The organism is Streptomyces sp. NPDC034111, from assembly GCF_055575375.1.
In genome coordinates this window covers 274035-296431 of record NZ_JBVIST010000005.1, presented here as the reverse complement: position 1 = coordinate 296431, position 22397 = coordinate 274035, and the positions used below count along the sequence as shown (strand labels likewise).

General features: G+C 69.2%; 27 protein-coding genes and 1 pseudogene. 3 read left to right on the top strand and 25 right to left on the bottom strand.

The window, feature by feature from the left end:
* Positions 1–60: 60 nt before the first annotated feature.
* From ACZ55A_RS15940 to ACZ55A_RS15860, 17 genes and pseudogenes are all read right to left on the bottom strand, one after another.
* Positions 61–489, bottom strand: a complete 429-nt coding sequence (locus ACZ55A_RS15940) for an SPDY domain-containing protein (protein WP_468840136.1) — start codon at positions 487–489, stop codon at positions 61–63.
* A gap of 105 nt (positions 490–594) precedes the next feature.
* Positions 595–750: pseudogene (locus ACZ55A_RS15935) on the bottom strand (DUF317 domain-containing protein); the annotation flags it as partial.
* On the bottom strand, positions 708–878 hold the full coding sequence (locus ACZ55A_RS15930) for a hypothetical protein (RefSeq protein ID WP_468839827.1): 171 nt from the start codon (positions 876–878) through the stop codon (positions 708–710). The gene ACZ55A_RS15930 and the pseudogene ACZ55A_RS15935, both read right to left, overlap by 43 nt.
* Before the next feature lie 8 nt (positions 879–886).
* On the bottom strand, positions 887–1231 hold the full coding sequence (locus tag ACZ55A_RS15925) for a hypothetical protein (protein ID WP_468839825.1): 345 nt from the start codon (positions 1229–1231) through the stop codon (positions 887–889).
* A 26-nt stretch (positions 1232–1257) separates the two neighbouring features.
* A complete protein-coding gene (locus ACZ55A_RS15920; protein WP_468839822.1) occupies positions 1258–2061 on the bottom strand; it encodes an SPDY domain-containing protein in 804 nt (267 codons plus the stop codon).
* The gene (locus ACZ55A_RS15915) at positions 2058–2447 is read right to left on the bottom strand and encodes a hypothetical protein (RefSeq protein ID WP_444472686.1); all 390 of its coding nucleotides are present in this window, start codon (positions 2445–2447) and stop codon (positions 2058–2060) included. Before ACZ55A_RS15915 ends, ACZ55A_RS15920 begins: the two co-directional genes overlap by 4 nt.
* 274 nt (positions 2448–2721) lie before the next feature.
* Complete coding sequence (locus tag ACZ55A_RS15910; RefSeq protein WP_468839819.1) at positions 2722–3129, bottom strand: hypothetical protein; 408 nt, start codon at positions 3127–3129, stop codon at positions 2722–2724.
* Between the two features lie 27 nt (positions 3130–3156).
* Positions 3157–3909, bottom strand: a complete 753-nt coding sequence (locus ACZ55A_RS15905) for a hypothetical protein (protein WP_109896515.1) — start codon at positions 3907–3909, stop codon at positions 3157–3159.
* Positions 3910–3929: 20 nt separating this feature from the next.
* The gene (locus ACZ55A_RS15900) at positions 3930–4628 is read right to left on the bottom strand and encodes a hypothetical protein (RefSeq protein ID WP_468839817.1); all 699 of its coding nucleotides are present in this window, start codon (positions 4626–4628) and stop codon (positions 3930–3932) included.
* 13 nt (positions 4629–4641) lie between these two features.
* Positions 4642–5499, bottom strand: coding sequence for a relaxase/mobilization nuclease (locus ACZ55A_RS15895; protein ID WP_468839814.1), 858 nt, complete (start codon positions 5497–5499; stop codon positions 4642–4644).
* Positions 5496–6266 carry a hypothetical protein gene (locus tag ACZ55A_RS15890; RefSeq protein ID WP_468839811.1) on the bottom strand — a complete coding sequence of 257 codons (771 nt, stop codon included), beginning with the start codon at positions 6264–6266 and terminating at the stop codon, positions 5496–5498. The genes ACZ55A_RS15895 and ACZ55A_RS15890 overlap by 4 nt, the downstream gene beginning before the upstream one ends.
* Positions 6263–6697 carry a hypothetical protein gene (locus tag ACZ55A_RS15885; protein WP_356367986.1) on the bottom strand — a complete coding sequence of 145 codons (435 nt, stop codon included), beginning with the start codon at positions 6695–6697 and terminating at the stop codon, positions 6263–6265. Before ACZ55A_RS15885 ends, ACZ55A_RS15890 begins: the two co-directional genes overlap by 4 nt.
* A gap of 100 nt (positions 6698–6797) precedes the next feature.
* Positions 6798–7295 (bottom strand): hypothetical protein, encoded by a 498-nt coding sequence (locus tag ACZ55A_RS15880; RefSeq protein WP_468839808.1) that lies wholly within the window; start codon positions 7293–7295, stop codon positions 6798–6800.
* Positions 7296–7390: 95 nt separating this feature from the next.
* Positions 7391–8488 (bottom strand): hypothetical protein, encoded by a 1098-nt coding sequence (locus ACZ55A_RS15875; protein ID WP_468839805.1) that lies wholly within the window; start codon positions 8486–8488, stop codon positions 7391–7393.
* Between the two features lie 273 nt (positions 8489–8761).
* Positions 8762–9220, bottom strand: a complete 459-nt coding sequence (locus tag ACZ55A_RS15870; RefSeq protein ID WP_468839802.1) for a hypothetical protein — start codon at positions 9218–9220, stop codon at positions 8762–8764.
* 372 nt (positions 9221–9592) lie between these two features.
* On the bottom strand, positions 9593–10210 hold the full coding sequence (locus ACZ55A_RS15865; RefSeq protein ID WP_468839799.1) for a hypothetical protein: 618 nt from the start codon (positions 10208–10210) through the stop codon (positions 9593–9595).
* Entirely contained in the window at positions 10185–10706 is a 522-nt protein-coding gene (locus ACZ55A_RS15860) for a hypothetical protein (protein ID WP_468839796.1), read from the bottom strand. The genes ACZ55A_RS15865 and ACZ55A_RS15860 overlap by 26 nt, the downstream gene beginning before the upstream one ends.
* A 771-nt stretch (positions 10707–11477) precedes the next feature.
* On the opposite strand from ACZ55A_RS15860, the gene ACZ55A_RS15855 reads away from it, so the two are divergent.
* The 3 genes from ACZ55A_RS15855 to ACZ55A_RS15845 all read left to right on the top strand — a co-directional run bounded on the left by ACZ55A_RS15855 (position 11478) and on the right by ACZ55A_RS15845 (position 13943).
* Positions 11478–11831 carry a hypothetical protein gene (locus ACZ55A_RS15855; protein ID WP_468839793.1) on the top strand — a complete coding sequence of 118 codons (354 nt, stop codon included), beginning with the start codon at positions 11478–11480 and terminating at the stop codon, positions 11829–11831.
* A complete protein-coding gene (locus ACZ55A_RS15850; RefSeq protein WP_467012413.1) occupies positions 11828–13294 on the top strand; it encodes a hypothetical protein in 1467 nt (488 codons plus the stop codon). Before ACZ55A_RS15855 ends, ACZ55A_RS15850 begins: the two co-directional genes overlap by 4 nt.
* Before the next feature lie 496 nt (positions 13295–13790).
* Positions 13791–13943 (top strand): hypothetical protein, encoded by a 153-nt coding sequence (locus ACZ55A_RS15845; RefSeq protein ID WP_467012412.1) that lies wholly within the window; start codon positions 13791–13793, stop codon positions 13941–13943.
* Between the two features lie 688 nt (positions 13944–14631).
* Here the strand turns inward: ACZ55A_RS15845 and ACZ55A_RS15840 are convergent.
* The 8 genes from ACZ55A_RS15840 to ACZ55A_RS15805 all read right to left on the bottom strand — a co-directional run bounded on the left by ACZ55A_RS15840 (position 14632) and on the right by ACZ55A_RS15805 (position 22381).
* Entirely contained in the window at positions 14632–15414 is a 783-nt protein-coding gene (locus ACZ55A_RS15840; RefSeq protein WP_468840133.1) for a glycosyltransferase, read from the bottom strand.
* A 49-nt stretch (positions 15415–15463) separates the two neighbouring features.
* Positions 15464–16249, bottom strand: a complete 786-nt coding sequence (locus ACZ55A_RS15835) for a hypothetical protein (RefSeq protein ID WP_468839789.1) — start codon at positions 16247–16249, stop codon at positions 15464–15466.
* A gap of 34 nt (positions 16250–16283) precedes the next feature.
* Positions 16284–16853 carry a hypothetical protein gene (locus ACZ55A_RS15830; protein WP_468839786.1) on the bottom strand — a complete coding sequence of 190 codons (570 nt, stop codon included), beginning with the start codon at positions 16851–16853 and terminating at the stop codon, positions 16284–16286.
* Positions 16854–16867: 14 nt separating this feature from the next.
* Positions 16868–18382, bottom strand: coding sequence for a VirB4 family type IV secretion system protein (locus ACZ55A_RS15825; RefSeq protein WP_468840131.1), 1515 nt, complete (start codon positions 18380–18382; stop codon positions 16868–16870).
* Between the two features lie 45 nt (positions 18383–18427).
* Complete coding sequence (locus ACZ55A_RS15820; RefSeq protein ID WP_468839783.1) at positions 18428–18955, bottom strand: hypothetical protein; 528 nt, start codon at positions 18953–18955, stop codon at positions 18428–18430.
* Positions 18956–18976: 21 nt separating this feature from the next.
* On the bottom strand, positions 18977–19447 hold the full coding sequence (locus tag ACZ55A_RS15815; protein WP_468839780.1) for a DUF6238 family protein: 471 nt from the start codon (positions 19445–19447) through the stop codon (positions 18977–18979).
* A gap of 48 nt (positions 19448–19495) precedes the next feature.
* A complete protein-coding gene (locus ACZ55A_RS15810; protein WP_468839777.1) occupies positions 19496–20968 on the bottom strand; it encodes an SCO6880 family protein in 1473 nt (490 codons plus the stop codon).
* Between the two features lie 69 nt (positions 20969–21037).
* Positions 21038–22381 carry an SCO6881 family protein gene (locus ACZ55A_RS15805; protein ID WP_468839774.1) on the bottom strand — a complete coding sequence of 448 codons (1344 nt, stop codon included), beginning with the start codon at positions 22379–22381 and terminating at the stop codon, positions 21038–21040.
* Between the last annotated feature and the right edge of the window lie 16 nt (positions 22382–22397).

Genomic DNA, 22397 nt, shown 5'->3' with positions numbered 1-22397 from the left:
TTCGGAGTGCGGTTCACCGGCCCGCAGCGGTGGGGCTGCGGGCCGGTGGTGGTCGGTTGGTCAGCGCCGCAGAGGTGCGGTTGTGCTCGTGGCCGGGGCTGGAGCCGTGGTGGTGGCCGGTTGTTGCCGGCGGCGGGCGGCGCGTGCCTGCGCGCGGAGGGCCTCGAGGCGGGTGGTGTGCGCGTCGAGGACCTGCCGCCGGGTGGGCGGGCGGCTCGGCTTCTGCACGGCGCTGTGGTGCGCGGTGCGTTCGTACATGCCGCGCTGGAGCGGGGCGGGGTCGGCGAGCGCGCTGACGAAGGCTTCCACGAGGTGGGCGGGTGAGTGCTCGTCGAACGAGGCGTGCCAGATCCGGGCCCCCAGGATGCCGGGGGCCGGCTCTGTCGTCTCGATGTGCCAGTGCGGCATGCTGCCGTCGCCGAGGTCGGTCCGCAGTTCTACGTGGCACATGCCGTCGAGTGAGAAGGCGGAGTTCGGTGTGTCGATCACCCATCCTGCCCATCCCAACGTGCGGAAGAGATTGGGCTGTTCGGAGGGCGGCGGGGCTGTGAGCGCGTCGGTGAGGCCGGTGAGGATCTCGGCGGGGACGAGTTCGCCGAATTCGGCGTACCACGGCTTGGCGTCGGGGGGCTCGGCCCGCAGCCGCCACCAGGCGGAGGTGGCGGACTGCGGGTCGAACTGCAGGTGGTACCGCCTGTCTGGGCTTGTCAGACGATTTCGGGGCTGAGCGGGTCCGAGGTGCGGGTCCATCCGGCCGCGGCGAGACCGTGGGTGACGTGGCGGCCGTCACCGGGGCCGGCGAGGTAGCGGGGAGTGGTGTCGAACGGGATTCGCCAGGCGTGCGTGGCGGCGAACGCTTCGAGTTGCCGTTCGCTCACCGACACCGCTAGGACCTCGCCGCGGTGGAAGTCGCACTCCGCACAAGGGTGCGCAGGTCGTCGAGGGTGTAGTGGAGGGTGTGCTGGTCGGTCTGCTCCCACGCCGCGGTGCGCAGGTCGTCGACCAGGGCGTGCATGGCCGTGCGGTTCGGGATGTCCGGGTGAGCGAGTACGGCGCGGGCAAGGGCGCGCAGGGTGTCGCCGAGCTGAACGGGCAGGCCCGTGTATTCGTCGAGCAGGGGTTCCATCAGGGCGATGGCCTCGTCGAGGTTGGGGTTCTCGCGCAGGTGCTCGGTGAGCTGGGTGAGGGTTTCGGTGGCGCAGCGGACGTCGTCCGGAGTAGGTGCGGGCATGGGTCTCCTCGTTGATGTGGGGCGGTTCAGCGGGTGGCGCGGGCGCTTCCGGCTGTCGCGTGGGGTCGGGCGCTGCGGTTGCGGGGTTGGGCGGCGGCCCAGGAGTTGCGGGCCCAGGTGGCGGCGCGGGCGGCGGTGATGCGGGTCTGCTGCCAGGCGCTGAGCTGGGAGGGCAGGACGGAGACGGAGGTGGTGCGGACGCGGGCGGAGGGCGGAACGGTTCCGCGGGGCCGCATCACTGGCTGCGGGTCGGCCAGGGCTGCGGTGAGCGCCTGGACGAGGTGCATTGGGGTGGTGGGGGAGAGATGGGCTTCCCACGTTCTGCCGTGCTCGGTGCGTGCCCCTGCCCACCAGAACGCCTTGCCGGGAGCGGTCTGGTGGAACTGCACCCAGCTGCTGTCGTCCGGGCTGGTCGCCGTGGGATGTCGGCGTTGTTCGGTTTTCCAGCTGTGCTGGTGCAGGGGGGCCCAGGGGTTGGGGGCGTGGGCGGAGCGGGGCTGGGTGAGGGCGTCGGTGAATCCGGCGACGATCTCCACTGGGGTCTGTCGGCCCAGGGTCACGTGCCAGGCCGGTTGCCCCCGCGTGGCTTCGGCGCGGATCATCCACCCGCCGGGCTGGATGAACGGGTCGTACGCGACGCGGATGGTGCGGTCAGGGCTGTCGAAGGCCAGCGGACCGCCGCTCTTGGAGCGGTCCTTCCAGCCCGAGGCGCGCAGAAATTCGCTGACATGGCGCACGTCGCCGCCGCCGGCCAGGTACCGCGGTTCGACCAGGTAGTGCTGCTGGGCCTGGTCCCCCGGGCCGCCGGCTGGCTGCTTGTGATTCTTCACCGGTGCCGCCTGACGACCATGTCGGAGGCCACCGGCTTGGACACTGCGGGGTGTGCGGCGGTCGGCGGGTTGGCGAGGCGGCGGATGTCGTCGGCGTGCTCGTCGAGGTCGAGCGCGATGTCGTGGAGCGCGTTGGCCGCCCGGCCCAGGGCGAGGAAGACCTCGGGCGGGAGGGAGCCGGCCTGGGCGCGGTGCTGGGCGATCTGGGAGCCGGTAGCCATGAGTCCGGTCATCCGGCCCAGGACGCCTTCGTCAGCGTCGAGGACCTTTCCCAGGATCTTGGCGGCCTGGCGAGGCGGGGCCTGGGCGAGGTGCTCGGTCAGCTGGTCGAGTCCATGTGCGATGTCCTCGGCGAGGGTGACGGCGTAGGGGGTGGGGTCGGGCATGGTCCTCCCGGAGCGCAGGGGCAAGGGGGTCAGGGGCGGTGTCCGAGGCGGCGGGATTCCCCCAGGGCGCCGTCGGGCCGGCCAGTGGCGAGCGGGCTGCTGCGGTCCCGCACGACGTAGGCGCGCAGATATCGACGGAGCAGTGCGGTCGCGAGTCTGGGCTTGAGGTGGTGGGTGATCGGTGGGGGTGTGCGGGGTGTTACGGAACTCTCCGGTTGGTTGTGCGGTGCAGGCCCCCGGTGGCCCCAGTCGGTGCTGGGGTCACCGTTCGCTACTACGCGGTGTGCCGGGACGGCTCGGGGCGAGAGGAGGGGGCGGCCGGGGCCGGGCGTGTCGCAGCTGGTCGGGCTCGACGGGAGCGGATCTCCTGCACGGCTCGCCGGTAGGCAGTCTCGTCGAAGACGTCGTGGGTGCAGTTGACCTTGTATCCGGCCATGAGAAGTGCGGGGATCGCGCGGCTCGCCAGACGTTTTTGCTCGTCGGCATCGAGGTGCCCGGGGACCTCGTGCCAGATGTAGACGGGGCCGGCGGTACGGACTTCCTGGCGTTCCAGACCCAGCTGATCGAGGAGGTCGAGGAGCTGCTGGGGGGCGCCGGTAGGGGTGTCGGCGTGAATGGTGTTGGTCAGGGCTTTGCAGTAGATCTCGACGTCGGTGCCGCACTCGTCGGCCCTATTGCCCATGATGGGTTCTCCAGTTCACGTTCGGTCTCATCGGGTCCTGGCCGTCGAGGCGCGGGAAGCAGGGGCAGGCGCCGCCACCGCGGGCGTGGCGGCGGGTGCGATCCGGCCCGAGGGGTGCTGCAGGGCGGTGTCGATGCCGAGGGCTTCGAGCTGTCGGCCGGTCTGGCGCACGGCGCGCGCCTGAGTGGTGGTGTCGTCGCCGTTGAGGCGGTACACACCCGCGCTGTCACGGACGAAGCCGTTGGCGGTCAGGACAGAGCCGGCCTGCTCACCGACGGGGGAGGCGGCGAGGCCGCCGTCGGGCTGCCAGGTCAGGACGACCCGGTCCGCCTGTGACGGCTGCACGCCTTGGGCAGCGTTGTGCCGGGCCTGTGTGAGCGCGATGTCGTAGCGGGCTAGCAGGTCACCGGCGACCTGCTCGGCCCCCAGGAAGGGGTCGTCGGTCAGGGCAATGCCGTTCGGCTCGCTGACACCGCGGTATGCCTCGTCGGGCAGGTCGCGGGGGGCGACGGCGGCGATGAGGAAACCGTCGCGCTCGTCGTGGCGGTGGAGGACGGCGAGCCTGGCGCCGTCCGACCGGGCAAGGACGGCTGCCTGCTGGAGTGGGTGATGGGCGAGGGCCTCGGCGACGAGGTCCAGGTCCCAGATCCGGTCGACCAGTTCGGCGAGGTCGTCCTTGTGCTCGGGCGGGAGATAGGCGCTGGTCCAGCTGTCAGGGAGTTCGCTGGCGAGGACGTCAGCGTACGAGGCGAGACGCTCGGAGTTTTCGTGGTCGTGCATGGTGTCCTTGGGCGGGTGGGTCAGCGGCGCATCGCGGCGGCCACGGGCGGGGGAGGCGGAGCCGGAACCGTGCGCGGCGGGGGCGGGCAGGCGCACACGGCGGAGCGCTCTCGCTCGTTGGCGGGGACCTGCTCGGCGCAGATGCTGCGGCCGGGATGCGGGACGTGGCGGTCGGCGAGGTCGTTGCGCGTGTGGGAGAGGTCGCTCCTGATGACGCCCAGGCGCTCGTCGGCGAGGTAGCGCAGGCGTCGGGCGATGTGCGGGTCGGCCGCGTCGCCGAGGCCCTCGTGGAACTCGGCGAGGGCGACGAGCACGTCGTCGAGAGCGGCGAGGACGCCGTCGTGGGGGGCGGTCAGCTCGGTGAGTGTGTCGGCCACCTCGTCGGTGGTGGTGGCTTCGCGGATGGACTCGGCAATGTGGGCGACCGAAGTCCCGAGCGGCAGGTGGTGCGTCGGGCGGTCGTCGGTGTCGAAGTCCTTGTCGCAGTCGACGTGGTAGCTGGTGGATCGAAGCCGGGCGACCGCTTTGGTGGCGAGGCGGGCCTCGTCGTGCTCCGCGAGGTTGGTGGGGACGCGGTGGTATGTCTCGTGGGCTCGTACGACGGGGACGAACCCGGTGCGCTGGAGGAGGCTGTGGGCCTCTGGGTCGCCGCCGCGGGCGAGGACTTCATCGGAGTACGGATCGCGTCGGATACTCAGGAAGCGGTCGGCGTGGGCCAAAGAAGCGTTTCTCCTAACGTGGTTGGCGTGTGACTGCCTTGACTGTGGGCGGGGCCGGAACGGCTGTGCGCGGCTGGGGCGGGGCGTTCAGGCGGGTGGCGGTGGCTTGGAGGTCCTGCTGGATGCCGTAGAGGCGGTGGGCGATTAGCTCCAGGCGATGCGCAGTGTCGGCGCTGGCGGCACCGGCCTGGTCGGCGAAGCGGTGTGCGGTGTGCTCGACGAGGCCGCGCACAGCGACCAGCGGGCCGTCCTGTTCGTTGGCGAGCTGGGCGAGAACCCTGGCGAACTGCGTTGACGCGGTCGGCGCTTCCTGGCTGCTGCCGCGCTGTCGGGAGGCGGTTCGTGGGGGAGTGAGGCGCAGGTCCTCTTCGATGGCGCGGGCCTCGTCGGAAAGCCGTCGTAGGAGGTCGGCCGGCTGGCGCTGCCAAGTGCCGTCGAGGCGGATGAGGTTGGCGATCAGGTCCAGGCGTCCGTGTTTGCCCTGGACAGCGATCCAGTGGCAGTCGTTCGTGTCCCCTGGTGTTTCGATGCCGGCGGCGCGGGCGAGACGGTGGGCGGCCTCCGCCCACTCTGCACGGGACAGCTCCCGGTCGTCGGGGTGGAGTCGCGCATCGAGGTGGAAGATTGCCCGCCGGTCGTCTTGGGGGCTGGCGGCGAACGGATGCTCCAGGAGTGGGTCTTCGAGGTGTTCGGCCCACTGTTTGGCTGTCCACGTGGCCTGTTCGTCGTCCAGGATGTAGGAGTCCAGCCCCGGCCAGTAGGCGACGACGGCATGTTCGGTCAGTCCGCCCACGAAGGGCACCGCGTATCCCAGCGCCTCGCTGAGCGGGTCGTGTGGGGTGTGGGTGCGTTCGTTGATGCGGGGGATCATGCTGCTGTTCCTCCCTTGGGACTGGGCAGGTCGCGGGCGGCTGCGATCAGGGAGCGCTCGCGCACCAGGTCGGCGTGCACGGTGATGTCACCCGGCGGGAGAAGGTCCAGGGCCCGGTCGATGGCAGCGAGCCCTTCGTCGTATCGGCCCAGCCGACGCAGGGCGCCGGCAACGCGGAAGAGCAGGATCGGGTCTCTGTCGGTGTCGAAGCCAGGTCGGGAGCTGAGAGCCAGGAGCCGTTCCGCGCCTTGCTCCAAGTCTTGGCCCAGCCACAGCCCGTGAAGCAGAACGTGCAGCGTCTTGGTGTGCTCCCCTGCCTCCGCGAGTACCTCGTCCATCAATGCCAGGCCCTCGGGACGGGACTGGCCCAGCAGCGCGAAGGCGTACAGGGCGTGGCTGTAGCAATCCAGTGACCGGAGCGCGGTGCTCGGGAGCTGTTCGATGACGGCTTGGAGGGTGGGGCAGCGGAAATCGAACCGAAGGGCGCTCAGGTACAGATGCCGCAAGGTGCGGCTGGTGACCGGATCGGGTCCGGCGGCGGTGGCCTGCTCCGGGCTCAGCAGACCAAGAATGCTGTGCCCAGCGGAGCGTGCCGCCCATGCGGCATTCGCGCATACCTCAGCCGATTCGCGCCAGTCGGCGTCGAGTTCGCGCAGATCCCTTGCCAGGCGGACCGGCCAGGAGGTGTCGGCCGGATGAGAGGTGGCTCGGGCTTCCGTGTCGAGGAGGGCGTGGGCTCGGCCGGGGCGGCGTACGGGGAGGGTCACCGGCCGCTCCGGGCGTCGGCGATGTGGACCAGCTGGCCAAGGGCGGTGGTGGTGTACCAGCCGCAGTCGATCAGCGCGTCGTGGTCGGCGTACTTCGGCAGAAGGTGGTCTTCCATGGCGCGCAGGTGGATCAGGCACTCCGGGCAGCGACGCGAGAGATGCACCAGGTACCGGGGGTGGCCTGTGATGTATGTCTGCGCGCCTCCGGTGGCGTCGCGCAGCCGCCATCCGTCCTCGTCGGTGGGCGTGTGCCAGGAGGGAGCGACGACGTGCACTGCATCTCCCCACAGCTCCCCGCCGGCCACGCCCTTGAGGATGACGACCTGGTCTCCGGGCTCGAAGTGGGCGTGGGTGATGTCCCGGGCGGGCGTGAGCGGGTCAGGCGTCGGCGCGAACGCAGGTGTGGGCGGGGGAGTCGAGGGCGATGTCATACGAGTCCTTCCACGCGGATAGGGGTGGCGGCGGAAGGATCAATGGTCCGGAGGATCGCCGGTTTGGCTAACCGGCGATCGTCGTCTATGTTGCCCCCCGTCAGCGGAACGGGTTCTCCGTCCCGCGCTCCGACTCGCCAGCTGCGTCGAGGAGTTCGAGCAGGTCAGAGCCGTCGGCGTCCCTCTGGTCGATCCACCATCCGGCCTGCGTGATCGTTCGTGCTTTCTCCTCCACTTCAGCCCAGTCCGCCTCGTCCCAGGTGTCCTCGATGACGAGGGCGGTGTGCGCGGCCGTCATCAGCTGGTGGCGGGACCGCTCGCCCCATTCCAGGGCGCGCTCGGGGCCTTCAAGCGGCGGCATGTCGAACCGCTGTGCCCACTCCGTCGCGGCCTGCTGTTCTTCGGCCCGCTTGGCGGCAAGCCACTGTGCCCTTTCGGCGCTGTCACTGTGGCGGCCAGCCTGCCAGCAGTCCGTGCAGTCTCGCGCGGCGAGCCAGCGGGCGAAGCCGGCGCGTTTGTCGGCGGGACGGTTCGACAGGTCGTGTGGCAGATCGTGTCCACAGGTGTGCTGGACGTTCCAGGTCGTACGGACAGCCATAGGTGAATCTCCTTGAAGGCGTGCAAATGACGGGAAGTTGGGGTGCCTGCTCAGGCGTGTCCGCGTCGGTGCGTCGACCGGGGCGGAACGGTGCTCTAGCGGTGGCGGGCGGTTGCTGTGGTGCGCGGCGGCGATGTGGGCGGTGTGGTGTCCAGGGCGGGTCGCGGGCGGATCCGCGGTGCGGGGGTGCGGTGAGGCGGCAGGACGGCGATGGTCGCGCCGAGGTCTTCGGCTGCCTCGTGGACTTCGCGGGTGAGGAATTCGACCTGTCGGCCGAGCGCGGCGAGCCGGGCAGCGACCTGGCGGCCCTGCACGTTCTCCAGGGCGAAGGCGAACTGGCCTGCGGTATCCAGGAGTTCCTGGAGACGGATCAGTGGGCCCGCGTCGTAGCCGCGCTGGGTGGTGGTGAGCAGAGCTTCGGAGACGTCCGCTGCGGTGCGGGCCTCGAGGACATCCCGGCGCAGTTCCTGCAAGGACATCTCTGGCACGGTCTCTGGGCGGTTGAAGCGCGAGACGTCCGGTCGCAGCACCCCAGGGGGAACGGGGCGCGGTAGCGCCTGCCCGGCTGCGTACTCGTTGTCGTAGTGCCCGATCACCTGAAACTCCGGCCCGTCCGGGTCGCCGGCCAGAGCAATCGTGGTGGACGTATCGTCCTCGACCAGATCGGCGAGCGTGATCCGTCGACCGTCAGCGGCGTACCACGACTCCATCAGCTCCAGCTCACCACGCCTCTGTGCAGCCTGGGCCCTTTCGGTCCACATCTGCCGTTCCTCGTCAGCCAGTTCGGGTGCGGGCTGGTGATGCTGGTCGGTGAGGTCGGCGGCGATGGAGCCGTGGTCGGCCCAGGCGGCGAGATGCGGCCACACGCCTGCGTGCTGCTCGCGCTCCGCGTCCGAGCCAGGAGCGGCGGGCTTATCGAGGACGCGGACGATCTCGGCGTGGGACGTGGCGAGGCTGTCGAGGACGCTTCGCCACCCGGCGGTGTGCCGGGCGGGAGGCAGCTTGTCGAGAGCGCCGTGGGCGGCGGTCAGCAGTGCGTCGGCGCGCGGGGCAAGATCCATGGCGTACGCCTCGATGGCTGCGTGGTTTCGGCGTGCGCGGGCTGCCGTGGCGGTGTGATGGTGGACGGTCCGCCCGTGGCGGTCGCGGGTGGTGTCGAGCACGGTCTCCACCTCGCGGGCGATGACGGCCATCCGCAGCCGGAAGTCACGGGCACGGGCGCGAAGTTCGGCCGTCGAAGGCGTGGGGGATATGGGGATCGGTTGCTCCTGGTGGTCGGTGTCAGCGGGACCGGGCCGTGCTCGTCACCGCCGCCGGCGGCGGTGACGAGCACGGCGGTCGGAGTGGCCGGCCGTGTAACGGCGGTCTGGCGAGTGGGAATGGCCTGAGCGAGTTCGATCAGTTCCTCGCCCTCGGCGACGGTCCTTCGTCTGCGCCGGTGGGCCAGGGCGCCCCTCGCGGGGCCGTCATCGCGACCGGCCGGGGGCAGAGTCGGGGAAACGGGCGGTGGGCGCGTAGCCCGGCTCCGGCAGGACCGACCGCGCGGGCGGCAGTGAGCCCGTCGGCGTCATGCCGTACTGCCGTGACTGGCCAGCGGCGGCCTGTGCGATTCGGCTGCGCCGCTCCGACAGGCCATTGGACTGGACGGGGCGAGGCGGACTCGCCGAAGCAGCCGGATCGAGGGCGACGTCGGTTTGCACGTCGTAGCCCTGGCGGCGCAGGTCATGGACGGCCTGCCGGGTGCGGCGCGGGCCGTCGCGCTCGGGCTCGGTAAGTCGGAAGAGGCCCGGTTGGTCGGGGACGGGCTCGAACTGTTCCCGGACGAGGAACCAATGGGCCAGGTGCGCGGGCATGGAGGAGGAGAAGGTGGCGACAAAGCCGTGGTTGGGGTGAGTGCCGAAGGCGAAGTGGGTGGATGGGGCCAATGTGCGGAGCTTTCTGTTGTGTCTGGGCGCGGGCACCGACGGACGGGCGGCTGTCTCAGCGGGCGGGAGGGGGGCAGCGCCCGCGTGGAGGGCTGGGCGCCGGCTCATCGGCGGTGCGTGCGGTGATGACCTGGTGGGGCCCGCGGCTTTCGGCCCGGCGGTCGTGGTGCAGGGGGATACGCCCGCAGGGGCTCGTGGCCGTGAACGTGGTTGTGCTCATGCGGGACGGCCACTGCCGGGTACTGGCGAAGCTGACGAGATGCGACTGGTGTTGGGCCGGCCAGCTGGTGGCCAGGTACCGCCGGCTGCTGTGGAAAGAGCCGTCGCCCATGGGGTGGTCGGGGGTGTCATGAAGTTCCTTGGGCGTGGTGCTCAGCGGCGTGGTGCGGGGGTGCCCGGCGGGAGGGCGCGAGGCGGAGCCGGGGCGGCGAGGCCGTTTCGCACACGTGGGGTGAAGGTGTGCGCCTGGCGGAGGAACGCCTCGCCGTGGCTGAGCCAGGTCTCGATGGGCGTCCAGGTTCGGGTAGCGCGCTCGCCGCGGGTGAGCGGGACGCCGGCGGCCAGCTCTTCGTGGACGGCCTCGGCGTCGGCCAGGGCGCCCGCCAGGTGTGCAAAGGCGGTGCCGTCCTCGGGCCACGGGGTGGTGGCGGGCCGACAACGGTCCAGCAGCGCGGGCGCGTGGTCGAGCACGGTGAGGAAGTCGCGCCAGGCGTTGTCCAGGAGATCCTCGGTCGAGCTTCCTAGGGCATCGAACTCGAGCGGGGTGGCGTCGCTGTACTGGCCGGAGGCAACCATGGCCGTCCAGGTGCTGTGTTCGCTGCGGAGGCGGGCGAGCACCGCGGCGACGGCGTCAGTGCTGCGGGCATGGACGGCGCGGTCGTAGGCCGGAAGGTACCGGTCGGTGATCGCTCGTGCCGCGAGACCGGGTGAGGGCGGCAGGACGACGCTGCGCGGCGCATGCGGGTCAGCGAAGCCCTCTTCGAGGGGCATGGGCGCGAAGGCCCCAATCAAGTAGTCGCGTTGGTGCCCGGGGGCGCTCGGCAAGTAGGAGGGTGGTGCCGGTGGTGGCGTTGGTGAGGGTGGCCGCGTAGGGGAGGCGGGTGGTGCGCACGGCGCGGCCGAGCTCGCCGCTGTCCCACAGCCACGGCACGAGGTCCTCCTGCCACAGGGGATGGGAGTAGATCTCGACCTGTGCCTCCCACTGGCCGGGCAGCAGGCGGGCGATATGGTCAGCCATGTCGCCGATGAACTGTCGGCTGATGACACTGACGGTGGTGTGGTGCCGCTCGGCGCACCGGATCAGACCAGCCACCGTGGTACGGGAAGCGGTTGGCTCGTTGGCCGGCAGGTAGTGGATGCCGGCTTCGCCGCGCTGGAATCCGCTCTCTCGCAGAGCGGTGTGCGCCCAGGGGTACTTCTCGCCGGAGGCGAAGGCGACGATGCCGTTGTGCCGACTGTCGGTGAGGATGATCTCAGCGTCAGCCATGGGCGAGTGCCTCTCTAGGGACCGCAGTTTCGTGAGCACGGGCTTCAGCAGGGATGGCGACTTCCACACGCGATGAGCAATGCACGTGGGTGCGGATCATGCGCAGAATGTCCCAGTGGGTCCTCGTCGACAGTCGCTCGTAGTAACGCCGGTCGTCTTCAACGGCGGATGGTCGGTCAACGGGATGCCGTGGGTGGCGCGTTGTACAAGAGTTCTCCGATGTCGTTGGGGTGGTTGGTACACCGATGGTCACGTTGGATCCCCGGTTTCGCTAACCGGGGATCCGCAGCCATAAAGGAAACGCGCCCGCCAGGGACGGCCCAGCGATCGGACCATCCACCCGACCTCGCGCCAGCCCTCGGTATTGAGGTAGCCGCGGCCGTCGAAGACCCAGGTTGATGCCACACAGGGCTTCGTCGTCGATGAACAGGTAGCCGTCCAGGTGGTCTGCGCGGACGGGGGACTCGCCTTGGGTATGCGCGCAGGGGCGTACGCCCGTAGCGCGTCTCGCCCGAGTGCGCCACTGACAATTCCCTTTCTCACCAGTACCGTCCTGGTGTGCCGTCGTCTGGAGTTCCGCCCCCCCCTACGACGCGGAATTGGTAGAGCCTGCGGCTCGGAGGGACGGCGCACCGCCGTATGCACTGGGGGAGTAGTGAGCTGCGGCAACGTCGAGACGGAGCCGTGAAGGTGATCTGACAGGGCTCACGGCCGGGCAGTGGAGAATGGCGCCGCTCGGGTGACTGGGTTCGTCGTGACGGGGGAGGGGCCATGTCCGTCGGCGAGTACCTGAACAAGACTGAGGACGAACTGCACGCGCTGCTCGGCGCATCACTGCTCGGCGATACCCTTGGAGCCGCCCCGAGTGATCCTGACTTCCCGCGCCGATTCGGCCAGGAATGGTTCAACGGGCAGCTGGATGCCCTGCGCAGCAGGATCTGTGGGCATGAGCGGCTCAAGGCGGTGGCAGGCACCAGTCCCTCGGAGCGGGTGATCGATGCCTATGCGCTGAGCGACATCCTCGGTAACTTCGGCGGGGACCCGACGAAGGCTGCGTTGGTGGCCGTTTTGGTGGCCCGGATCGGGGTCGGCGCCTTGTGCTCTGGCCACAGGCCGCTGCCATGACCGGCGAGTCGATGGCCGAGGACGCCGGACGGAGCCTCCTCCCGGTAGGCAAGGAGAGTTACTCCTCCTACCTGCGCAAGAACATGGCCGACATCGGCGCACTGAGCGACGACCAGAAGTGGCGGCTGCCGTTCCCCGAGCTCTTCGGCGAGTCCCTGTCTCAGGTGCTCGATGCCGCGGCTGCTGATCTCGCCTCTGCCCTCACCATGCTCGGGCAGGGAGACCGGCTCTCCCAGCTCGTGGTGATCGCCACCAAGAGCCAGTCAGTCTCGGCTCACTATGCCCCGCAAGAGGATGAATCCGGCCTGGTCGTGGTCTCGGACTCGCTGGTCGCCCTGTGCACCTCCTACTGCCAGCACGTCAGCCGGGAACTGTCGCCAATCGCCGATACGACATCGATACTGAAGTCTTTCCTCCGTTTCGCTGTTGCTCACTTCAAGGGCACACTCGTCGGCGATCCGGCACGTCTGGCCTCGGTTCTGCGCTACCACCATGTAAACCGCCGGGCCCACGGTGTCGCCACCGCCTTGATCACCCAGCAGGACCGACGCGATGAGGATGGCTTCTCGCATCACGACACAGCCGACCTGTTTCTGCTGATGACGATCAGGTTTCTCCTCGGCCACGAAATGGCACACCACGCTCTCGCCCACCACACCGAATGTTCCCAGTCACCGGAACAGGAGTCCCAAGCCGACTTCCTGGCCCTCCAGGCCGGAAACCTCGTGAACGCAGACGTCATGAAGAAGAATGCGTCCGATATCGGGTTCGTGCGCAAACAATGGCTGGAAGACGCGGGCGAGTTCTACGGTCTGGTGAGTGCCGTCATCGGGATGCTGGCAGTGCAGTCACTGGAAGAAGCTTTACTGGTCAGGCGGGGCAGAACACACCGCCCCGCGCGTGAGCGAGCCGCCCGTCTTATCGAGCTGTCCCTGGGCGACGCCCGGATCCACGAGCGCGAACGCATCCTGGGTCACCGGGATGCGAGTTTCCGCAAGCGGATTGATTCGGAACGCTACGGCCTGGAACTTCTGACACGCAGTTTGGCAGAGGCAACGGACAAGGCAGCAGACTTCAGCGCAAGTCCTGGGTTCGACTGGACGGTCCTGCCCACGGCGCAGGTCGTCGCGCCGACCGAACGCCACTTGCGGGAGGTGGCACGGCTCGACGGGCTGCTGTGCCAACCCGACGAGTCGCTCGCCGCTGCCCTGGCTCACAGCCCACTGCACGACGGTGCCCTGTACGCGCTGGCCGGGGACACGCGCCGGGCGATGCGGGCCTGGAAAGTACCTGACGCCACGATCCGCACCACGCATGATGAGGCCACAGCACTGGCGTTTTACACCCTCGTCCACTGCATCCGGACCGCCAGTAAAACGTACGGGTTTTCAGGGGAAGACCTCCATGAACTCCCGATCGTGGCCGCGACTTTGATTTCCCGGGGATTGACGCATGAGGAGTGACGAATCACCTTGAGCTCCAAGCTGGCGAATATTGGAGGAATCCGGACCAGAGGAGGTGAGCTCGTTCCGTGAGATTCGTTGTCAAATGCCTGATTGTGCTCATGCTGGTGCCATTGTTCGTCGCTTTTGGCTTACTCTTGATCACGCTAGGAGCGGTACTTGGATTGTTCCTTCTGGCGCTCTTTCCGTTGTATGCAGTCATCTCCGTGATCTACTGTAAAGGTAAGCTGGACACGTGGTTCAGTGAAAGTCTAGACATATACGTGGATGGCTGTAGTGGTGCATTTCTCTACGGATTCGTAAAGTCCGGGGAGAATTTTAGAGCGCTCTGGAAGTTCGTGATGTCGTGAGATCTGCTCTTTTTATCTCGGGTTTCTATGGGGGGCGCCAGGTCGCCTGTCTGTGGAGGGTCGGCAACATGTTCGTTTAAGTGCCGCTGGCCGGGGAGCCTCAACCCGACGGATACTGCCGGGCCGTGGGCGACGGGAGCACGCAGATGACGAGCTACAGGCTGTTGTGCGTCTGCCACGTCCTCGACTACGTCGCCGATTTTGAAGCCAAGTTGCTGTCCCGCATCCTGCCCCCCAAGCGCACCGCAATGGTCGGCGGTCTGTGGCTCCTTGCCAAGAGTGTCGGCGTCCCCCTTTGACCGGCAGCCCGTAGAACCGGCAGATCGCCGCGTTCAAGCTGCGGATCTGCGTGTTGCCGCTCAGCGCGATAAAGACGGTCAGCACCCGACAGGCGCCGGCCGGTGTGGTCTCCCCACGCAAGGTGACCTGCCGTCTGAACAGGTCGCGGCAGCCGTACGCGAGCACCGCCGTGCTGTTGCCGATCCCCGGGGTGGGCATCCACCAGCGCGGTGGCTTCACGTTGACGACGTGCACCATCGTCGAGCGCAGCGCCAGGAGGAAGTCGGGTACGTGGCTGCGTACTTTGCCGTTGATGTGCGCCACCATGTGGCAGGGCTGGGCGAAGATGCCGCACACTGACCGATCGAAGTCGGCAAGCGGCGGGCGGGCCAGTTCCAAGCGGCTCTTGTGGGCGACGTAGCCACCCGTCGTGGCGGAGGTGTAGTCGCCCGGGTAGTGCTTCATGCCATGCGCCGAGCGGACCCGGCGCCACGGCTCCGACTCGGCGAAATCCCTCAGCCGAAGCTGAGCGAAAGGGACATCACGAGTCGCCCCGTCCACGCACCGGATCGATGCCGCGGGAGTCCTGAGCTTATTAGGGCCACTCGGTCGCCGTACTGGAACGGTGCGAAGGACTCGCACTGAGCAGACGGGAAGATCGCCAAAAACTGGCACCAGACAACTACTGAACGTAACCACTGCTCATGGTCACGCGGAAATGCTCGAACGATGCTCATGATCACGCGGGAATGCTCGCGGAACTGCGGCACCTAGAGCCTCCCCAGACCGGAAGGCGGCGCGCAGGCTGCGGCCGTAGTTCCAGGCGTGCTCGCGGGACGCGGATTCCAGCTGGTCGTACGTGGTCTGCTTAGTCATCTGGCCCGGGTGCTTGCGGTAGCGGTAGACCGGGACGGGCAGCAGGATCCCGGGGGCGAGGTTGGTCACGCCTAGGGCCATGTAGTCCTCGCCCTGGACGAGGCCGCCCATCGGCGCCGCCCGCACCAGGTCGGTGCGAGCCAGGATCGTGGTGGGGCCGATTGGAATGGTGTCCGATGGGCGCTTCCAGTACGTCCACACATCACCGGCCTGGTGCAGGCCGGGCGGCGTGGGACAGCGCCACAGGGTGGTCGAGCCGTCGGGGTGCCGGTCCTCGCTCCATCCTGCGCACCAGCCCACTCCGGTTGATTCGAGAGTGTTGAGCCGCGTCGCCATGGCGTCGTCGGTGAACTCGTCGTCATCATCTGCCCAGTTCACATAAGGCGTGCGGACCTGGGTGAGGGCGAGGTTGCGGGCGCAGGCGGCGCCGACGGCCCGGGGGAGGGCGAGAGTGCGGATACGGGGGTCGGTCACGAGCGGCGCCGGCAGGCGGGCGGGGTCGGCGCCGTCGATAGCGATCACCGCTTCCCACGGCACGGTCTGCCGGGTGAGGCTGGTGTGCATGGCGGTCAGGTAGTCGAGACGGTCGTCGTGCAGGCGGGTCGCGATGACGATCGTGATGCGGGGTGTGGGCAGGTCGGTCTCCGGTGAGGGGCGGAAGGGGTCAGCGGCGTGCAGTGGTTCGGGGCTTGCCCAACGCGGTGGCGGGAGCCGTCGTCGGCGGCGCGGGTGGGTGCTGGTTGGTGGCCGGTGTCGCGTGGCGGAGATTCACGCCGATGCCCTGCGTCGCGAGCTGGTGGGTTACCGCCTGAATACGAAGTGCACGACCCGCCACTCCGTACGCGGCGGGCAGGAGGAAAGCGGCTCGGTGCGGGTGGTACTGGAAGCCGTGCGCGTACAGGTGCATCCGTGCCTCCTCGGGCACGCTGGCATAAGGGGTGCCCAGCACTCCGTCCTCGTACCAGACGAGAGTGACGACCTGGTCGGTATCGGGCGGGGTGTGAAGCAGTGGCGGCTCAGGCTGTTCCCGGGCGTTGCGGCGTACGTCGATCAGGGCGCACCTGTAGTGGGGCAGGAGACGCCGGGTGACCGCGGCGGCGGCACGCAGCGGGTCGCCGCCGACCTTGATGCCGTTGGGCTCGAACGCACCGTCGAAGTGATGCGGCTTGAGGTTCCCATCGCGAAGGGGTGCGACGAGGAACTGGTGGCGGTGCAGGGGCCGGTCGATAACGCAGAGCTGCTGTCCGGCAGGGCCGTTGAGCAGCGCGTGGTGGCGGAGGACGAACTCGGACAACGCCCAGCTGACGAGGCCGTTGTCCCAGACCTCTTCCGCTAGGGGGAACTGGTCACGGTAGGCAGCGTGCTGGTGATACTCACTGGTCCACGTGCCGGGCAGGCGGGCGGCGAGGGAGGCGGCGAAGGAGGACAGGTCTGCACGGTGGTGGGGCATGGGCTCCTTGGGGCCGAAGTGTTTTCGGTTCGGGTCAGCGGTGTCGTGCGCTCGGCTTGGGCAGTGAAGGCGCTGGGATCTCCCGCTGGGTAGCTGTCGGGAAGAAGCGGTGGATATCGAGATGGTTGCCAAGTTCCTTGGCCGCGTCGCGCAGCGATTCCGACGTGCGCCGCAGATAGGCGCGCGCCGTGGCATGGTCGATGACCATGCGGTTTTCCAGCTGCTGCTTGTCGGCCGGGCGCGAGGCTCGGCGCAGGGAGAGGGCGGTCTCCGCAGTCTCTGCGAAGTACGGTGCGGCGAAGCACGACATGGTGGCCGCCGTCGAGAGGCGGGCGAGTACGGCACTGCCGTCTCGGTTCGTGCTGTGGGCGGTTTGGGCGAATTCGGCGGTGAGTTGGACGACGTCGTGGGCGAGGGACTGCGCGTCGTCGGCGTGCTGGATCAGTTCGGCGTAGGACGGCGCGGCCGGCACATGGCCGGTGCCGTCCAGCAGCTGCCACTGCTCGGCGGCGTCGAGGAGTTTGACCTTCATGTCGTTGAACGCCGCGATAAGGCGGAGGGTGTCGTCGCGAGGTATCAGTTCGCGCTGGACATTGGGATTCATGAGCCTCTTGCTTTTCAATGCATGCGGGCGTCGGTGTCGAAGAGTGCCAGCTCGTGGCTGTGCAGGAGGTGCTGCACGATGAAGCTCCTGCCTGCGACTTTCCACAGGCCCCTGCCGCGGTTGAGGTGCGCGATGGCTTCCATCTCGACGGAGGTCAGGCCGAGCAGGGAGGCCGCGGCGTGGAGCTGGTCGGTCTCCTGGCGGTAGATGATGCGGGTGGAGCAGTCGGCGAGGAGGCCCTCGGCCAGCGCCCGGCCTTGTGATCCGGCGTCGCCTGCGGTGAGCAGATCGCTGAGCCGGTGGATCACCATCAAGTTCGCGATGCCGAGGCCGCGGGAGAGCTTCCACTGGGCCTGCATACGTTGCAGCAGCCCGACATGGCCCATCAGGCGCCATGCCTCGTCGTAGACGATCCACCGTCGGCCGCCGCGCGGGTCGGTGAGGGCGGACTCCATCCAGGCGGAGGCGCAGGTCATGGCGAGCACGAGGGCGGTGTCGTCACCGCCTCCGCCAAGCCGGGACAGGTCGATTGTGAGCATCGGCGTGCTGGGGTCGAATTGCACGGTGGAGGGTGCGTCGAACATGCCGGCCAGGTCGCCGTGGACCAATCTCCGCATGGCGTGGGCGAGGTCGGATGCTGCCTCGCCGAGCCGTCCGGACATCATCCCGGCGGCTTCGTCGAGCTGGGTGGTGTCGTTGAGGGCGGCGGCGACGTCGCCGAGAAGCGGGGCCCGGTCGGCGGCTTGGGCGCGGGTGACCACGCCGTTGAGGGCAACGTCGAGGGCGGTGTGCTCCATGGGCAGCAGGTCCCGGCCGAGGATGGTCCTGGCCAGGGAGCCGAGCAGCAGGAGGCGCCTCTTGCGGATCTCGCCGACCCAGTCCGCCTCGGAGATGCTCTCCGGGCGGGGCGCGGCGTCCAGGGGGTTGAGTCGGCCGGGCAGGCCGGGGCCGAGTGCGACGGACGTCCCGCCCAGCGCTTGCGCTACCGGCGTCCACTCACCCTTCGGATCGCAGGGGACATAGACCCGGTAGCCGAAGGCGACCGACCGGAGGGCGAAGCTCTTGGCCAGCGCGCTCTTGCCCTGGCCGATCACCCCGGCCAACAAAATGTTCGGATTGGTGAAGTCCTCCACGCGGCCGTAGAGCGCGAACGGGTCGAACACGAAACTGCCTTCGGCGTGGACGTCGCGCCCGATGTAGATGCCCTCTGCCCCCAGCCCGCCCTCGGCGAGGAACGGATACGCTCCCGCGACGGTGGCAGTGGTCATGCGGTGGGCGGGCAGCCTGAGCTTGTTGTTGCGGGAGGACGCGGGGCCGGGTCGCCCCGCGGGCGGGAAGAGGGGTGCCGGCATCTCCTGCTCCTCCACGCCGGTGCCGCTGGCGTAGGCGGCTTCTTCGACGCGGGCCTTCGCGGTTGCCTCGGCGAGCTGTCGGCGGGCGGTTTTCCGGGAGGCGCGGTCCGTGCCGTGCGGGGTGAACAGGGGGCTGGCGCTGGCACGGCGGGCACGGCGCGCGGGGCGGTGGCTTATGGCAGGGCGGCTTTCACGTGATGACGGTCTGGACGCGGTGCGGGGTCAGACGCGCGGGGAGGCGCGGAAAATTAGCGGCTTCCGGTAGCCCTTGCCATCGCCCGCCCAGTCCAGCTCGATGTAGCCGTCGGCGAGGTAACGGCTGGAGCCCGCCTTGTGCTTGAGGGTTCCGGTTTCGTACGAGCCGTTGCCGTTGCTGCTGCTGTGTGCGAGCGCGTGCTCCAGGCCGGTGTAGTTGGCGTACTTCACGACCGGGTCCGTGCCCTTCGCGCTTCGCTTGGTCTGCAGGTGGAAGCGTGCCTTGTTGAAACGGTTCTTCGGGGCCGAGTAGGGGCCGTCCCAGTTGACCTTGGCCGTGGTGTAGATATAGCCGCCGCTCCTCTTGGCGCACAGCTTCACGTCGAAGTCCCAGTTGTCGGAGTCGGGGTTGAACGACGGGTCGTCGACGGTGTAGCTGCTCGTGGTGCAGTGGTAGCTGGCGGCGGAGGCCGGTGCGGCGGTGGCCAGGGCTGCGGTGCCGGCGAGCGCGGCGAGGATGGCCGCGGTGGAGGTGGAACGCTTAAGGGCGCGCATTTGGTGCCTTTCGGTGATGGGTTACTGGCTGCTGGGGGCGGTGTGGCCGTGCAGCGGGGTGTTGAGGTCGCTCGGAGTGGTTTTGCGGCGGACGACGTGACCTGCGGCGAGGTGGCGCTGGCAGATGGTGAGGACGTGGGGGCCCTTGGGCAGCCGCTCGGGGTGGCACTCGGTGTCTGCCGAGGGTTCGTCCGCCACGGGCAGGAGGTGGAAGGCGTCGTGCACGGCGGCGGCGGCCTGCCACAGCCGTGTGTGTGCGGTGGCGAGGTGTCGGCCGGCGGCGGGATGTGGCGGTCGGGAGGATTCGGCGAGCTGGTCGAGCAGCTGGTGGAGCGCGGTCAGGTGGGCGTGCAGCACGTCGAGGTGCACGCGGTCCGCGGACGAGGGGGTGTGCTGGGCTCGGGAGGCGAGGCTGCGCGTGTGGTGGCGGATCCCGGAGGTGGCGGCGCGGAGGTAGGGGTGCGCGTCGTCGGTATGCGTAGGCGAGTTCAAAGGGGCGGGGTCCTTGCTGCCGCCGTATCGGTGGAGAGGGCGGCGGAGTCAGAGGGCGGTGCGAGCCAGCGGCAGTGCGGTGACGGCGAAGGCGTCGGGCTGCTGGTAGTTGAGGCGTCGCAGGTCGACACCGGCGGTCACGGCGGCGGTCTCGATCTGCGCGCAGGCGGCGTCGAGGAGGTCGTCGGTGTCGGCGGTGACGGTGACCAGCCCGGTCAGGGCGACATCGGCGTGTCCGGCGATGAGCTGCCGCTCGCGCTGCTTGACGTCGGCGTATTCGACGCTGTCCTCTTCGCTGTCGACCTGGCCGCGGCGGGCGCGTTCGCTGGCGTCGGCCATGATCGCCGATTTGCGGCGCTGGACGTCGCGCAGCGCCGACTCGATTCCCTGGGGCACATACACCAGGGACAGGCTGCGGCGGACCCCGGCGGTGAACATCAGGCCGTGGAGGAATCCGGCGCCGACTTGGACGCGCGGCCAGTTTTCCACCCAGTAGGTGGCGTGGCGGGCGGAATCGGTGGCCATTCGGTCCCAGTCTTCGACTTGGACGACGGGTCCGGCGGCGGCGGGGTCAGCTTCCGCGCGGCCGGTCTCGGACCACTGCTGCAGGGCCGACAGGGCTTTGGGGTCGTAGGCGGTGCGGATGACGGCTGCGATCTCCCGTGCGCTGAGCCAGCCGGTGACCGTCAGTCCGGCGTTCCGGGCGGCCTGGGCGACGCTGGCTGTGGTCTGCTGCATCACGGTGAAGGCGCCGGGCAGCCCGCCGCCGGCCTGCGATATCAGGCGCTTGGCGGCCTTGAGGTCGAGGGAGATCGCGAGGTACGTCTCGTGCGGTGCTGCCGCGGGTCCGGCGGCGGCGACCAGTTCGGAGTAGACCTTCCCGGCGACCGGGGTCTCGGGCTGGCCGTGCTGGGTCCAGTGCCGGGCGAGGGTGTCGCCGCTGTCGGGGACGGTGCGCTCCAGTACCTGCACGGTGGCGACGTGTCCGGTGCGGGCGATGCCTGCCAGTGCTCGGCCCCACCCGGCCACGTTGTGGTTCTGCGTCGCGGGGTCGAGCAGGGCGAACGCGCGGCTGCTGACGCGGGCGATGGCGGTGAGGGTCTGCTGGTGCGGGTCGTGGATGGCGGCGGAGCCGGTGGCGGAGTCGCCGGGGGTGACAACTTTGAGGGAGGCGGAGGTGCCGGGCAGGTGCAGGACGCCGTCTTGCCGGGGCCGGGTGATGGGACGGGCGAGCCAGAGGGTCTGCCCGGTGCGGCGGCGGTTTGCGTAGCGGGCCACTATGGGGGCCCAGTCGATCAATGAGCGGCCGTGCCGGCGGATCATGACCAGGGCGGCGACGGTCGCCCACAGCGGTGCGAGGGCGATGGCGCCGAGCAGCCCGGTCGTCACGACCGTCACCAAAAGCAGCGCCAACGCACAGGCACACAGGGTGAGTTGGGAAAGAGAGAGGCCGAGGAGGAGGCCACGGCGAGACCGGTGAGGAAATTTCACCGCGACCGGGGCGATGGAGATATCAGACAAGGAACTGTCCTGGGGCGCGGGCCTGGGGGCGGGAGCCGGGAGCCTCCCGCCCCCAGGGAGCGGGCAGGGTTAGGGGCCGGTCGGCGGCGCTGGGGAGGCGCTGACGGGCTGCTGCGAGTTGGAAGGCGGCGGTGCCCCCTGCGGCGGTGGGGTCGTGGCCGGCGGCGTGGCCTGCCATCCGCCGGCCTGACCAGCCGCGGCACCTTGTCCGGAGCCGCCTGCTGTTGAACTTCCCCCTGCCTGACCGCCGGTGTCATCAGCGACATTGGTCGGCGGCGGCTGGACGGCCTTCTCCAGACCCGACTTGGCGGCGTTACCGCCTGGCGAGATTCCCGAGCCTCCGCCGGAGGATGTGGCGGCGATATCGCCGGGGAATTCTCCGGAGCCTGCGTCGGGGCCTTGGGGAGCTGCGCCTGCCCCGGCGGCTGCTCCGCCGGTTCCGGCAGTGGCGGCCATGGAAGCACCCTTGCGTCCGGCACGCTCGGCGTGCTGCCGGGCCATTTGCGCACCGGCGCCACCGGCGCGGTGGATCGACTCCCCGTCTGTGCCCTCGGCCGCCCAGTGCACGAATTTGAACACCGCGTAGGGGCAGAGCAGGACCAAGACCATGATCACGATGCCGGACATGACGTCGGCGAGCGCACCGAGCCCACCCTTGGGCGAGGTGTTGCCCATCGCGGCGACGCCGAGTACGAAGATGATCGTCATCAGCAGCTTGGAGACCACGAGGGTGGCGGTGGCTTCGATCCAGCCCTTACGCCAGCGGCGGGCTGCTTCCCAGCCGCCACCGGCGCCGGCGAAGACGGCGAGGGTGACCATGACGAGGATGCCGACCTTGCGGACCATCATCACGCACCAGTACAGGACGGCGCCGAGAGCGACTCCGAGGCCGGCCACGGAGGCGACCATCCAGCCCAAGCTGGAGAGCGCGCCGATCTCCGAGACCTTCACGGTGCGTCGAACGGCCGTCTCGATGGACTGGTGCGAGGCTTTGAAGAGCCCATCGGACAGGGCGTCGACTACTTCAATGGCGATGGTGGTGGCGGCGACGGCGCCGAAGGTGAACAGGACGCCGCTCATCGTGCCGGTGAACGCCTGGGCGAGGGCTTGTCCGTCGCGTCGGACGGCGGCACGGATGAGCTGCGCGCAGAAGGTGGCGACCAGGATGGTCAGTCCGATGGGCAGCAACATCTGGTAGTTGTCGCGGAACCATCCGGCGCTCAGGTCGACGTGGGTGGTGGTGTTGACGGCTTTGGCGGCCAGGTCGGCCGCCGCGGCGGCGAGTTCGCCGGCGCTCTTGGCGATCCAGTTGCCGATCGCCTTGCCGGGGTTGGAGACGAAGTCGATCGCGCCGCCGGCCGCGTCGGTGGCCGAGCAGACCTTGTCTGCCAGGGGCAAGTCACAAAAGCCCATGGGAGCGTGTCCCTCC